Consider the following 13,802-nt stretch of genomic DNA (forward strand, 5'->3'; position numbering starts at 1 on the left):
TTGGTTCACCTACAGCGACGCGATGTTCTCACGTCTGATGTTCTGTGCCCGATTGAGAACCAGTCCAATCCGATTGCCGTTGACGATTTTTCGGTCACAGGTCGGCCGAACCTTTCCCGCTGGTCCCTGAGCCGCCGACAGGGCTCCTCGCGCGCACTCCTGGCAGACGTCAGCCGAGTTCCGCGGCCGATGTTGCGGCGAGTGCCGTGTGGAGGGTGGCGGCCCACTGGTGAACGATTTGCTTACGCCGCTGCGAGTCGTCGGTCAGCACGTCGGCCAGGCCGAGACCACGGGCGAGGTCGAGGGTGGCCTGGACGAGGTGGTGGGTGACGGGGTCGGAGTCGTCGACTCGGAGGGCTTCCACGGCGCGGCGGTGGGAGGCTCGGCCGAAGTGGGCTTCCAGGGGGACGATGCGTTCGCGGAGGGCGGGGTCGGCGGCGGCGTGGGTCCAGACCTGGAGGGCCGCTTTGAACAAAGGGCTGGTACAGGATTCGACCAGACCGGTGACGACCGCCTCGGTGCGGGCGATGCCGTCGAGGTGTTCGGCGAGGGCTTCGGCTTCGCTGAGGGCTTGTTCGGTGCGGATGTCGAACATGTACTCGAGGGCGGCGGTGATGAGCTCTTCCCTGGTCGGGAAGTGATGCTGGGCCGCGCCACGGGAGACGCCCGCGCGTTCGGCGACCACCGAGACCGTGGCCGCGGCCCAGCCCATTTCGGCCAGGCAGTCGATGGTCGCCTCGAGCAGCCGCTGCCGGGTGGCCCGGCTGCGGTCCTGCTTGGGTTCGTGCGGTGTCGCCATGATGGTCATTCTGCCCAGTGCGGCGGTCGGCGCTGCAGGAAGGCCGTCATGCCCTCGCGCACCTCCGTGGTCCCGAAGAAGGAGGCCGAGCGTTGCGCCAATTCCTCTGCGGAGCGGTCGAACTCGGCGAGGACGGCGGCGTTGACCAGCCGCTTCGCCTCGGCCAAGCCCTGCGGCGCGCCTTTGCGCAGTTCGGCGCACAGCCGGGCGACCTCGGCGGCGGGGTCGTCGGCGGTGACCGTGACCAGGCCGATCTGCTCGGCGACGGCGGCGTCGAACTTCTCGCCGGTCAGGTAGTAGCGGCTCGCCGCGCGGGGGTCCAGGCGCGGGAGCAGGGTCAGCGAGATCATGAACGGGGCCAGGCCGATGCGCACTTCGGTGAGGGCGAAGGAGCTGGACGGCCCGGCCACGACCAGGTCGCAGGCGGCGACGATGCCCATGCCGCCCGCGCGGACATTGCCGTCGATCTGCGCGACGACCGGCTTGGGCAATTCCACCAGCCTGCGCAGGACGTCGATCATGGTCCTGGTCCGCTGGTCGGCGGCCACGGCGGGATCGGCGTCGCTCGCCTCGGTGAGATCGGCGCCGGCGCAGAAGGTGTTGCCGGTGTGGGAGAGCACGATGCCGCGCACCGCCGGGTCGGCGGCCGCGTCGTCGAGACCGCGCAGCAGTTCGGCGACCAGCCGGGTCGACAGTGCGTTGCGGTTGTGCGGGGAGTCCAAGGTCAGGACCGCGAAACGGTCACGGACCTCGTAGCGAACAAGCGGAGCCGCTTGCCCGGATACCCCGGCGCCGGACGCGGTCCCCGACGACGCGCCTTCGGGCGCTGTACCTTCGGACGCTGCGCCTTCGGACGCTGTGCCTTCGGACGGCCTGGCATCGGACATCGTGCTCTCCTTCGAACGGGCGTCGATCAGTACGAGCGCGGCAGACCGAGCGAGTGCTGGGCGACGAAGTTGAGGATCATCTCCCGGCTGACCGGCGCGATGCGGGCGATGCGGGCCGCGCCGAGCATGGCGGCCAGACCGTAGTCAGCGGTCAGGCCCGCGCCGCCGTGGGTCTGGATGGCCTGGTCGAGGGCATTGATGCTGACCTCGCCCGCGGCGTACTTGGCCATGTTCGCGGCCTCGGCGGCGCCCATCTCGTCCCCGGCGTCGTAGAGGGTGGCGGCCTTCTGCATCATCAGCTTGGCCTGCTCGAGTTCGATCTTCACCTTCGCCAGCGGATGCGAAATCCCCTGGTGCGCGCCGATCGGGGTCTTCCAGACGGTGCGTTCCTTGGCGTATTCGACGGCGCGGTCGATGGCGTAGCGGCCGACGCCGACGGCCATGGCGGCGCCCATGATGCGTTCGGGGTTCAGGCCCGCGAACAGCTGCATGAGCGCGGCGTCCTCCTTGCCGACCAGGGCGGTCGACGGCAGGCGGACGTCGTCGAGGAACAGGTTGTACTGGTGGTCGGGCTCGATGATGTCCATCTCCTGCGCCACCTTGGTGAAGCCGGGGGCGTCGGTGGGGACGATGAACAGCGCGGGCTTGAGCTTGCCGGTCTTGTGATCCTCGGTGCGGGCGACGATCAACACGGCCTCGGCCTGGTCGACGCCGGAGATGAAGATCTTGCGACCGGTCAGCAGCCAGTCGTCGCCGTCGCGGCGGGCGGTGGTGGTGATCTGGTGCGAGTTGGAGCCCGCGTCGGGCTCGGTGATACCGAAGACCATCTTGGCCGAGCCGTCGGCGATCCGCGGCAGCCAGTTCTGCTTCTGCTCGTCGGTGCCGTAGCGGCTGATGATGGTGCCGCAGATGGCCGGCGAAACCACCATCAGCAGCAGGCCCGCGCCCTGGGCGGACAGCTCCTCCATGACCAGCGACAGCTCGTACATGCCCGCGCCACCGCCGCCGTATTCCTCGGGGATGTTCACGCCGAGGAAGCCGAGCGCGCCCGCCTCCTGCCACAGTTCGGTGAGCGGTTCGCCCTTGCGCGCCTTGGGCAGTACGTAGTCGCGGTAGGTGTACTTGAGGGCCAGCTGGGCCACCGCAGCGCGCAGCGCCTTGCGTTCGTCGGTTTCGATGAAGCTCATGATGGGTCCTTACTTCTCGTCGATCGCGTCGTCGGGATCTACGACGGCCAGTACTACGCCGAGTTCGACCTGACGGCCCACCTCGACGTTCAACGCGCTGAGCACGCCCGTGGCGGGCGCGGCGATGGTGTGCTCCATTTTCATGGCCTCCAGCCAGAGCACCGGCTGGCCCGCGCTCACCCGATCGCCCACGGCGGCGCCGAGCCGGATCACGGTTCCCGGCATGGGGGCCAGCAGGGAACCCGTGGCGAACTGGTCGGCGGGGTCGCTGAAGCGCGGCAGCCTGCGCACGCTCACCGGGCCGAGCGGAGAGTCGACGCAGACCAGGTCGCCGTAGCGGGCGATGTCGAAGGTCCGGCGCACGGGGCCGCGTGCGCCGGGCACGGACAGCACGACCCGGTCGGGCCCTGCCGAGACGACCTCGAGGCCGTCGTGTCCGTCGACCGTGACGCGGCCGCGGACATACCGGTAGTCGATGTCGTGGATACCGGTGCGGCGACTGTCGTAGGACTTGCGCTGCGGCTGCGAGGGCAGATTGCGCCAGCCGCTGGGGAATCCGCCGCCGGTGCGAGCGCTCGCGCGGTTGGCGGCGGCGTCGGCCAGCGCGGCGGCCACGACGGACAGGCGTTCATCGGCGGGCTCGGCCAGCGGGGCGGCGAGGGTGTCCAGGCCGTGGGTGGCGAAGAACGCCGTGTCGGTGTCGCCCGCCAGGAAGGCGGGGTGACGCAGGACGCGGACCAACAGGTCCCGGTTGGTGACCAAGCCGTGAACGTGTGCGCGCTGCAATGCCGAGGCCAGCAGTCGCGCTGCCTCCGTGCGGGTTTCGGCGAAGGCGATGACCTTGGCGAGCATCGGGTCGTAGTGCACGCCCACCACGGAACCGTCGAGCACACCGGTGTCGAGGCGGATGCCCGTGCGGGTGAGGGGTTCGAATTCGGCTGCCACCTGTGGAATGTCGATGCGGTGCACCGTGCCGCTCTGCGGCTGCCAGTCGTGGGCGGGGTCCTCGGCGTAGAGGCGGACCTCGATGGAGTGACCGCGCATCGCCGGTGGCTCGGCGGGCAGCGGATCGCCCGCGGCCACCGCCAACTGGAGGCGGACCAGATCGACTCCGGTGGTGCATTCGGTGACCGGATGCTCCACCTGCAGGCGGGTGTTCATCTCCAGGAAGTAGAACTCGCCTGCCTCGTCGGCCAGGAATTCGACCGTGCCCGCGCCGGTGTAGCCGATCGCGGACGCGGCCAGCCGGGCGGCCTCGAACAGCCGGTCCCGCATACCGGGGCGGTCGCCGCCGGAGGCGCCGGGAAAGCCGACGCCGTCGGTACGGTGCTCGGCAGAGGAGTCGATGCCGGGGGCCGTCGCGGAGTTGCGGGCCGCGTCGATGCGCTCGACCAGCGGCGAGGGTGCTTCCTCCACGACCTTCTGATGGCGGCGCTGGATCGAGCACTCCCGCTCCCCCAGCGCCCAGACGGTGCCGTGGGTGTCGGCCATGACCTGGACCTCGATGTGCCTGCCGGTCTCGAGATAACGCTCGCAGAACACGGTGGGGTCGCCGAAAGCGGATTCGGCCTCCCGGCGGGCGGCCTCGATCTGTTCGGGCAGCTCGGCCAGGTCGCGGACCACGCGCATGCCGCGACCGCCGCCGCCCGCCGAGGCCTTGATGAGCACCGGCAGGTGGGTCTCGGCGACCTCGGCGGGGTCCAGTTCCGGGAGAACAGGTACCCCCGCCGCGGCCATCAGCTTCTTGGCGGCGACTTTCGAACCCATCTCCTCGATGGCGGCCACCGGCGGGCCGATCCACGTCAGGCCCGCGTCGAGCACGGCGCGCGCGAATTCGGCGTTCTCGGAGAGGAATCCGTAGCCCGGGTGCACCGCGTCGGCACCGGCGGACAGCGCCGCCTCGATGATCAGCTCGCCGCGGAGATAGGTCTCGGCGGGAGTGTTGCCGGGCAGGCGGACGGCGGCGTCGGCGTCACCGACGTGCGGAGCCTGCGCATCGGCGTCGGAGTAGACCGCGACGGTGCCCAACCCCATCCGGCGACAGGTCGCGAAGACCCGCCGCGCGATCTCGCCGCGATTGGCCACCAGCACTGTGGAAATCGTCGCGTCCCGATCGGTTGTCATGACAGCCTCACATCCGGAAGACGCCGAAGCCCGCGGCGCCTTCGATCGGGGCGTTGTGGACGGCCGACAACGCCATGCCCAACACCGTGCGGGTATCGCGAGGATCGATGACGCCGTCGTCGTAGAGCCTGCCCGACATGAACATCGGCAGCGACTCGGCCTCGATCTGCGCTTCGATCATGGCGCGCATCCCCGCGTCGGCCTCTTCGTCGAAGGCTTTGCCACGCGCTTCGGCGGCGGCGCGGCCTACGATGGAGATGACGCCCGCCAGCTGCGCGCCACCCATGACGGCGGATTTGGCGCTGGGCCAGGCGAAGACGAAACGGGGGTCGTAGGCGCGCCCGCACATGCCGTAGTGGCCCGCGCCGTAGGAGGCGCCCATGAGCAGGGTCAGGTGCGGGACCTTCGAGTTCGAGACCGCGTTGATCATCAGCGCGCCGTGCTTGATGATGCCCTTCTGCTCGTACTCCTTGCCGACCATGTAGCCGGTGGTGTTGTGCAGGAACAACAGTGGCGTGTCGGACTGGTTGGCCAGCTGGATGAACTGGGCCGCCTTCTGCGCTTCCTCGGAGAACAGCACGCCGCGCGCGTTGGCGAGGATGCCGACCGGGTAGCCGTGCAGGCGCGCCCAGCCCGTCACCAGGCTGCTGCCGTACAGGGGTTTGAACTCGTCGAAATCGGAGTCGTCGACGACGCGGGCGATCACCTCGCGCGGATCGAACGGGATCTTCAGATCCGAGGGCACGATGCCGAGCAGTTCCTCGGCGTCGTAACGGGGTTCGAGCACCGGATGGGGCGCTGGGCCCTGCTTGCGCCAGTTCAGCCGCTTGACGATGGAGCGGCCCAGGCGGATCGCGTCCTGCTCGTCGGCGGCCAGGTAGTCGGCCAAGCCGGAGACGCGGGCGTGCATGTCCGCGCCGCCGAGGGATTCGTCGTCGGACTCCTCGCCGGTGGCCATCTTCACCAGCGGCGGGCCACCGAGGAACACCTTGGAGCGTTCCTTGATCATCACCGTGTAGTCGGACATGCCGGGCACGTACGCGCCGCCCGCGGTGGAGTTTCCGAACACCAGGGCGATGGTCGGAATGCCCTCGGCGGACAGCTGGGTGATGTCGCGGAACAGCCTTCCGCCGGGAACGAACACCTCTTTCTGGGTGGGCAGATCCGCGCCGCCGGACTCCACCAGGTTCACCAGCGGCAGCCGGTTCTGGCGGGCGATGTCGTTGGCGCGCAGGTTCTTGCGCAACGTCCACGGGTTGGAGGTGCCGCCGCGCACGGTGGGGTCGTGCGCGACGACCATGCACTCGACGCCTTCCACGATTCCGATGCCGGTGACGACGCTGGCGCCGACATGGAATTCGCTGCCCCAAGCGGCGAGCGGGCACAGTTCGAGGAACGCGGAGTCCTCGTCGATGAGCAGTTCGATGCGCTCACGGGCGGTGAGCTTGCCGCGCTTGCGGTGCCGGGCCAGCTTGTCCGGCCCGCCGCCTTCCACGGCTTTGACGTACTCGGCCTCGACCTCGGTGAGCTTGGCGCTCATCGCGTCGGCGGCCGCGCGGTACTCCGATGTGCCGGAGTCGAGGACGCTGCGCAACACGGTCATGCCTGTCCGCCCCCGATCACGCCTGGTAACCCAGACGCTTACCGGCAAGACCCAGCAGGATCTCGCTGGTGCCGCCGCCGATGCCGAGCAGACGGATGTCACGATACTGGCGCTCGACCTCGGCCTCACGCATGTAGCCCATGCCGCCGTGCAGCTGAACCGCCTGGTGGGCAACCCATTCGGCGGCCTCGACGGCGGTGTTCTTGGCGAAGCACACCTCGGCGATCAGATCGGTCTCGCCCTCGGCGGCGCGGCGGGCGACCTCGCGGGCGTAGACCCGCGCCACATCGATGCGCCGCGCCATCTCGGTGACGGTGTTCTGCACGGCCTGCCTGGTGATGAGCGGGCGGCCGAAGGTCTCGCGGTTGCGCACCCACTCCAGGGTCAGGTCCAGGCAGCGCTGGGCCTGCGCGTAGGCCTGCACGGCCAGGCCGAGACGCTCGCTGACGAACGCGCCCGCGATCAGGTAGAAGCCGGCGTTCTCCGGGCCGACCAGGTTCGCGACGGGCACCTTCACATCCACGTAGGACAGCTCGGCGGTGTCGGAGGCCTGCCAGCCCATCTTCTCCAGCTTACGGCTGACGGTGAAGCCGGGGGTGCCCTTGTCGACGACCAGCAGCGAGATGCCGCCGGAACCCTTGCCGCCGGTGCGGACCGCGGTGACCACGAAGTCGGCGCGGCAGCCGGAGGTGATGTAGGTCTTGGCGCCGTTGACGATGTAGTGGTCGCCCTCGAGGCGCGCGGTGGTCGACAGGTTGTTGACATCGGAGCCGCCACCGGGCTCGGTGATGGCCAGCGAGCCGATCATGTCACCGGCGAGGGTCGGCTCGACATAGCGGTCGATCAGATCCTGGTTACCCGAGGCCACGATGTGCGGGACCGCGATGCCGCAGGTGAACAGCGAGGCGAACAGGCCGCCCGAGCCGCCCGCCAGGTGCATCTCCTCGCAGACGATCACGGTGTCGAGAGCGGTGCCGCCGCCACCGCCGACCTCCTCGGGGAACTGCAGGCCGAGCAGACCGAGTTCGCCCGCCTTCTTGTGCAGATCGCGCGGCAGTTCGCCGTCACGCTCCCACTGGTCCAGGTGGGGCAGCACCTCGCGCTCGACGAAACCGCGCACGGTGGCGCGTAGTTCGCGCCGTTCCGGGGTGGTCCACGGATTGACAGAAGCGGTCATGACAGCAACTCCACGGGGATATCGATGTGACGGGACCGCAGCCATTCGCCGAGTCCCTTGGCCTGCGGGTCGAACCGGGCCTGATACGCCACGCCCTTGCCGAGCAGACCCGCGACGAGGAAATTCACCGCGCGCAGGTTCGGCAGGACATGCCGGGTGACGGTCAGGCCCGCGGTTTCGGGCAGAAGTTCTTTCAGCTTGTCGACGGTGAGGGTGTGCGCGAGCCAGCGCCAGGCCTCGTCGGTGCGCACCCAGACGCCGATATTGGCGTCGCCGCCCTTGTCGCCGCTGCGGGCCAGGGCGATCGCTCCGAGGGGGGCTCGCCGGGTCTGCGCGCTCGGGAAAGGCTGCGGCAGTTCGGGTTCCGCAACGGCCTCGAGCGAGCGGGTCTGCTCGGCCTGTGCGATCTCGACCCGGGAGCCGTCGGGCCGGACCGCGACGTGGGCGACCTCGGAGGCGTCGACATAACCGGCGGTGTAGACGCCGTAGGGCGAGCCGTTGCCGGGCGGGGTGGTGAAACTGCAGCCGGGGTAGCTCGCCAGCGCCAGTTCCACGGCCGTGCCGGAGAACGCCCGGCCGACCTTCTTCGGGTCCGGGTCGCGGACCACGCAGCGCAGCAGGGCGCTGGCCTGTTCCTCGGTCTCGGCGTCGGGGCGGTCGAGGCGGGCGAGAGTCCACTCCAGTTCGGCCGGGCGCACCGGAAGCCAGGACTCCAGCTGCTCGCGGGCCAGGTCGGCTTTGGCCTCGATGTCCAGGCCGGTGAGGATGAACTCCATCTCGTTGCGGAAGCCGCCGAGGGTGTTCAGCGAGACCTTGAGCTGCGGAGGCGGGGCCTCCCCGGTGACACCGGAGACGAGGACCCGGTCCGGGCCGTCCTGGGTGAGCCGCACGCTGTCCAGCCGGGCCGTGACATCCGGTCCGGCATAGCGGGCGCCCTGGATCTCGTACATGAGCTGGGCTTCGACGGTGTCGACGGTGACCGCGCCGCCGGTGCCGTCGTGCTTGGTGATGACGCTGCTGCCGTCACGGCGGATCTCGGCGATCGGGAAGCCCGGCCTGCCCATGTCGGCGATCTCGGTGAAGAAGGCGTAGTTGCCGCCGGTGGCCTGGGTGCCACATTCGATGATGTGCCCGGCGACGACCGCGCCGGCGAGGGCGTCGTAGTCGGTGCGGGTCCAGCCGAAGTGCGCGGCGGCGGGTCCGACGATGACCGAGGCGTCGGTGACGCGGCCGGTGACCACGATGTCGGCAGCTGCGTTCTGGCCGTCGCGGCCGCCGAGGCATTCCACGATGCCCCACGCGCCGAGGTAGGCGTTGGCGGTCAGCGGCGCGCCGAGGCCGAGTTCGCTCGCCCGCGGCAGCAGGTCGTCGCCTTCGACGTGGGCGACCTTCGCGTCCAGTGCCAGCTCGGCGGCGATCTCGCGCACCTTCTCGGCCAGACCCGCGGGGTTCAGGCCGCCGGCGTTCACGACGATGCGCACGCCCTTGTCCAGCGCGAGGCCGAGGCAGTCGCGGATCTGGGTGACGAAGGTCTTGGCGTAGCCGAGGCTCGCGTCCTTCATCCGGTCACGGCCGAGGATGAGCATGGTCAGCTCGGCCAGATAGTCGCCGGTGAGCACATCGATATCCCCGCCTTCGAGCATTTCCCGCATGGCGGAGAGACGGTCGCCGTAGAACCCGGAACAGTTGCCGATCCTGATCACCTCGGGATCGGCGGCAAGCCTGCGCATCAGCCCGGTGCCTCCCTTCGACATGCATCACATCGGTCGGTTGTTCGCGTCCGCCCCAGCATCACATCCGGTCGAGAAAAAATCAAGCTAGCGTGCTTGTTAATTGTCCATGCAGGTCAGCGCCCTACCCGGACAGCCGGAACCCGCGGAAATCCGCACCGGCGAGCCCACGTCGGACGCGCCACCCGCCTATCGTGCACCGCCCGAACCGGCGGCACGGCAGAATCGGCCCAATGTCCCCCGACGTGACGATGATCCTGATGCTCGCCCTCGCCGGCTTCCTGCTCGGCGGCGCCTACTCGCTGTGGAAGACCTCCCGGCCGCTCGCGATCGGACTGGCGGCGTGCGGCGTGCTCGCCGCCGCCGCGGGGCTCTTCTGGGGGCTGAGCTGAACGCGGCCACTATCGGATAGGCGCCGTCCCGCGCCGGTGATCAGCAGCCGATCTCGTGCGGTACCGCGGGCCGCGCGAAAGCGCGAGCGACTTCCACATCGAAGGGAATCGGGTCGAATTCGCGCTGGGCCCGCTGGGGGATACTCGGGCCGCGCACTCATATTGCCAGGATCCTGAGCCGTAGCACGTCGTGCCACGGGGTGCTGTCAGCGGTCGAAAGGCGATGCGTCCACCGCGCACCCGGTGTTCGGCTCCGGTAGCCGCGCAGTGAACAGGTATTCCCGCTTCACTCGTTCGGCGCAGGTGCTCGGCGCGTACATGGTGCTGTGGCCCGCGCCCTCGATCACCACCACTCGCGCGTCGGCCAGTTGCGCCGCGCCCGCCTGAGCGCCGGACAACGGGGTCGCCGGGTCGTAGCGGGTGTTGAGCACCAGGATCGGGGCGGCGGTGCGGCGGTTCCACGGACCGGGGTAGCGGTCGGGGTCCGGTCCCTGCCAGAACGCGCACGCGGTGCTGCTGAAGACGGCGATGCGGCCGAACCAGGGCACCCGCTGGTCCTCGGCGATCGCCGCGCGGCTGTAGGCGGCGGGGTCGGTCGGGACGGCGCTGTCAGCGCACTGGATCGCGTGGTAAGCCTCGGTGCGATTGCCGGGGTAGGGGCCGCCGCGTGCCACCGGCAGCAGTCCGGGAACGGTGGTGCCCGCGTCGAACAGGCGCTGCAACAGCGTCGCGAGGGCCGGGTAGTTCGACGACTGCGCCAGGCTCGACGCCGCGCCGAGCACCGTCGAGTACGTCCACGTCTCGCCGTCGAGCCGGATAGGTGTCAGGCGGGCACGCTCGGCCAGCACCGTCCATTTCAGTTTCGGATCGCCCGCCGAGAAGGCACATCGCGGACCGGCCGCGGCGCATTCCCGCAGGAATTCGTCGAATGTGGCGGCGATCCCGGCGGCGACGTTCTGCCTGGCGTCCAGGGGGACTGTCGTTCCCTGGTCTTCGTGACCGTTGACGTTGCCCTCGAAATCCAGCGAACCGTCGAAGGCCATCGCCCGCACCCGGCTGGGGAACATGTTCGCGTAGATCGCGCCGACCTGCGTCCCGTAGGAAATGCCGTGGTAGGTGAGTTGCGGATCGCCCACGGCTCGCCGCAACAATTCCAGATCCCGCGCCGTATCGACGGTCGACACATGATCCAGAATCGGCCCCGCCTGCTGCCCGCACCGCTGCGCGAACTCCTGCGACCACGCGAAGAAGGGCGCCTCATCCGCCGCCGCCGCGGGCATCTCGGGCATGGAGCCCAGGAACGCCAACTGTTCGTCGGTGTCGGCGAAGCAGTTCACCGGCGCACTACGCCCCACACCGCGCGGATCCCACGACACCACATCGAACCGCGCGCGCAATTCCTCCGAGAACAACCAGGGCCACCGCCCCCGCTCCCGCAGTCGATCCACCCCCGAGGGCCCCGGCCCGCCGAAGTTCACGAACAAGGTCCCGATCCGCTGTCCCGGATCGGTCGCGGGCAGTTTGATCGTCGCCAGCTCGATCTGCTCGCCCTGCGGTTCGCGGTAATCCAGCGGCACCCGCGCGGAGGAGCACAGGAATCCCTCCGCACAGTCGGCCCAGTCCAATTCCGGCGTCTTTGCCTGCTCGGCCAACGGGTCGATGTAGGAATCGACCCCGTCACCGGCGTGGGCGACCCCAGGAGAGCCGAGCGCTCCCAGCACGATCACCAACCCGGAGATCGCGACCCGCAGCCGACGAGACCTGTTGGCTCCCAACCCCACAACCAACGCAACACCCTCCCGCACGCAGATCACCGAGACCGAATGATCTTGTCACACGGGCAGTTCGGCACCGTGCGGCCGAACAATCCGAGACACAGCAGTCGGCCATATGCCGCGGACCGGGACATCCCGGAGCAGCCGCAGACCGGAGCAGCGCCGCACACCGGCCGGGAGAACGCCGACGGCCCGGTGTGGAAGGGAGTCCTTCGCACACCGGGCCGGCGGGGGGCGCGACCACCGGGCAGTGATGATCGCGCCGACGCGGAGCGGGCCTGCTGAGGAGGTCGCTTCCGCGTTCCCGGGCGGCGAGGGCGCTGCCCGGGGGGCTCTGTGTCAGGCGTCCCGCCTGTTGACCACGACCACCGCGGCGGTGAAGACGATCGCGACGAAGGCCGTGAAGTACAGAAGCGCGGGCCAGGCTCCCCAGTGCCACGGAAGGCCCGGGTCCTCCATGCCGAGGAAGCGGTTCGCGTTCTGGAACGGCAGGAACACTTGAATATTACGTCCGTATTTGCCGAACGCGCCGATGATCGGCTCGATGAGTACCGGCCAGACGATCAGCAGCGAGATCGCGCCCGCCGACTGACGGATCAGCGCGCCCACGCCGACCGACAGCACGGCCACCAGGGCGATGAAGATCGGGACCGCGTAGAAGATCTTGGTGTCGCCGTCGGTGAGGCTGAGATTCACCCCGACCTCGTCGGTGGTGACCACCTTCAGGATCAAGAAGCCCAGGAAGGTGAGCGCCGCGGACAACACGGCCGCGCCCACCGCCAGCAGCCCGGCCTTGGTGGCCAGCACTGCGGTCCGGTTGGGGACCGCCAGGAAGGTGGCGCGCATGGTGCCGAAGCGGTATTCACTGGTCACGGCCAGGGCGCACATGATCATGATGAGGATGTAGCCGAAGCCGGGCAGGAAGGCCGCGCCGGTGATGCCGAGTGCGGCGAGCACGTTCTCGGCCAGCGGCGGTTCCGGCGCGATCGACGGGTCGTCCTTCCAGGCGCTCATGGTGACGTTCAGCAGCAGGCCGAACAACGCGGTGATGCCGAGAGAGAACACGATCGCCAGGCCGGTGCACCACCAGGGCGATCTGGTCGAGGTCAGTTTGATTCGTTCCGCGGCCAATACGCTCATCGGAGCGCACCTCCCATCGCTGCGATCGGCACGCCGGGACCCGGCACGCCCACTTGGTCGGCGCCCTCGCCGTGGTACTGCACCGAGCCGCCGGTCATCCGCATGAACGCCTCCTCCAGCGAGGCGCGCTGGGGAGACAGTTCGAACAGCGTGATGTTGTTCTTGCTCGCCAGCGTGCCGACGGCGTCGCTGGTCACGCCCGCCACCAGCAGGGCGGGGCCGTCCGAGCTCGAGCCGTCCTCGCGCACGGTCAGATTCTCGGAGGTCAGCAGGCTGCGCAGTTCATCGAGCTGCGGGCTGCGCACCCGGACGCTCTGCTCGGAGGCGCGCTCGATGAACTCCTTGGTGGTGGTGTCGGAGATGAGCTTGCCGCGGCCGATCACCACCAGATGCTCGGCGGTCTGCGCCATCTCCGAGAGCAAGTGGCTCGACACCAGGACGGTGCGGCCCTCGGCGGCCAGGCGTTGCATGAACCGGCGGATCCACAGGATGCCCTCCGGATCGAGACCGTTGACCGGCTCGTCGAACAGCAACACCTTCGGATCGCCGAGCAGCGCGCCCGCCAGGCCGAGCCGCTGCGACATGCCGAGGGAGAATCCGCCCGCGCTGCGGTCCGCGACCTCGGACAGACCGACCAGCCGCAGTACCTCCTCGACCCGCGCCTTCTCGATGCCGTTCGACGCGGCCATCCATTGCAGGTGCGCGCGCGCCGATCGATTCGGGTGCACCCACTTGGCGTCGAGCAACGCGCCGACGGTGCGCAGCGGGTTGTCGATCTTGTGGTACGGCTTTCCGTCGATGAGCGCGGTGCCCGCCGTGGGCCGGTCCAGGCCCAGGATCATCCGCATCGTCGTCGACTTGCCCGCGCCGTTGGGTCCGAGGAAACCCGTCACCTGTCCGGGTCGAACGGTGAAGGTGAGATCCTCGACGGCGACGGTCCGGCCGTAATGTTTGGTCAGACCCCTCACTTCGATCATGGGCACCAGCA

At 69.3% G+C, this 13,802-nt stretch carries 11 protein-coding genes; 1 reads left to right on the forward strand and 10 read right to left on the reverse strand.

The genetic code is table 11. The features are described from left to right. Positions 1-169: 169 nt before the first annotated feature. From NS3_RS00520 to NS3_RS00550, 7 genes are read right to left on the reverse strand one after another with little or no spacing between them, the layout of a single operon-like run. Complete coding sequence (locus tag NS3_RS00520) at positions 170-799, reverse strand: TetR/AcrR family transcriptional regulator (protein ID WP_067852717.1); 630 nt, start codon at positions 797-799, stop codon at positions 170-172. Positions 800-804: 5 nt separating this feature from the next. Next, positions 805-1,686, reverse strand: coding sequence for an enoyl-CoA hydratase family protein (locus tag NS3_RS00525; protein WP_084494919.1), 882 nt, complete (start codon positions 1,684-1,686; stop codon positions 805-807). Positions 1,687-1,712: 26 nt separating this feature from the next. Continuing rightward, on the reverse strand, positions 1,713-2,873 hold the full coding sequence (locus NS3_RS00530) for an acyl-CoA dehydrogenase family protein (RefSeq protein WP_067852169.1): 1,161 nt from the start codon (positions 2,871-2,873) through the stop codon (positions 1,713-1,715). Positions 2,874-2,882: 9 nt separating this feature from the next. Further along, a complete protein-coding gene (locus tag NS3_RS00535) occupies positions 2,883-4,997 on the reverse strand; it encodes an ATP-binding protein (protein WP_067852170.1) in 2,115 nt (704 codons plus the stop codon). Between the two features lie 7 nt (positions 4,998-5,004). Further along, positions 5,005-6,600 carry an acyl-CoA carboxylase subunit beta gene (locus NS3_RS00540; protein ID WP_067852172.1) on the reverse strand — a complete coding sequence of 532 codons (1,596 nt, stop codon included), beginning with the start codon at positions 6,598-6,600 and terminating at the stop codon, positions 5,005-5,007. A gap of 16 nt (positions 6,601-6,616) precedes the next feature. Next, the gene (locus NS3_RS00545; protein WP_067852175.1) at positions 6,617-7,777 is read right to left on the reverse strand and encodes an acyl-CoA dehydrogenase family protein; all 1,161 of its coding nucleotides are present in this window, start codon (positions 7,775-7,777) and stop codon (positions 6,617-6,619) included. Further along, positions 7,774-9,507, reverse strand: coding sequence for an acyclic terpene utilization AtuA family protein (locus NS3_RS00550; RefSeq protein ID WP_067852721.1), 1,734 nt, complete (start codon positions 9,505-9,507; stop codon positions 7,774-7,776). The genes NS3_RS00545 and NS3_RS00550 overlap by 4 nt, the downstream gene beginning before the upstream one ends. 233 nt (positions 9,508-9,740) lie before the next feature. Between NS3_RS00550 and NS3_RS29380 the strand changes: the two genes are divergently transcribed. After that, the gene (locus tag NS3_RS29380) at positions 9,741-9,899 is read left to right on the forward strand and encodes a CG2302 family histidine operon protein (RefSeq protein WP_169811573.1); all 159 of its coding nucleotides are present in this window, start codon (positions 9,741-9,743) and stop codon (positions 9,897-9,899) included. A gap of 206 nt (positions 9,900-10,105) precedes the next feature. Here the strand turns inward: NS3_RS29380 and NS3_RS00555 are convergent, their stop codons facing one another. The 3 genes from NS3_RS00555 to NS3_RS00565 all read right to left on the reverse strand — a co-directional run bounded on the left by NS3_RS00555 (position 10,106) and on the right by NS3_RS00565 (position 13,791). Next, the gene (locus NS3_RS00555; RefSeq protein ID WP_245649432.1) at positions 10,106-11,680 is read right to left on the reverse strand and encodes an alpha/beta fold hydrolase; all 1,575 of its coding nucleotides are present in this window, start codon (positions 11,678-11,680) and stop codon (positions 10,106-10,108) included. Between the two features lie 333 nt (positions 11,681-12,013). Next, complete coding sequence (locus tag NS3_RS00560) at positions 12,014-12,814, reverse strand: ABC transporter permease (RefSeq protein WP_067852177.1); 801 nt, start codon at positions 12,812-12,814, stop codon at positions 12,014-12,016. Beyond that, a complete protein-coding gene (locus NS3_RS00565; RefSeq protein WP_067852725.1) occupies positions 12,811-13,791 on the reverse strand; it encodes an ABC transporter ATP-binding protein in 981 nt (326 codons plus the stop codon). Before NS3_RS00565 ends, NS3_RS00560 begins: the two co-directional genes overlap by 4 nt. Between the last annotated feature and the right edge of the window lie 11 nt (positions 13,792-13,802).

Origin of the sequence: Nocardia shimofusensis NBRC 100134 (assembly GCF_001613125.1) — a bacterium.
GTDB classification, from domain to species: domain Bacteria; phylum Actinomycetota; class Actinomycetes; order Mycobacteriales; family Mycobacteriaceae; genus Nocardia; species Nocardia shimofusensis.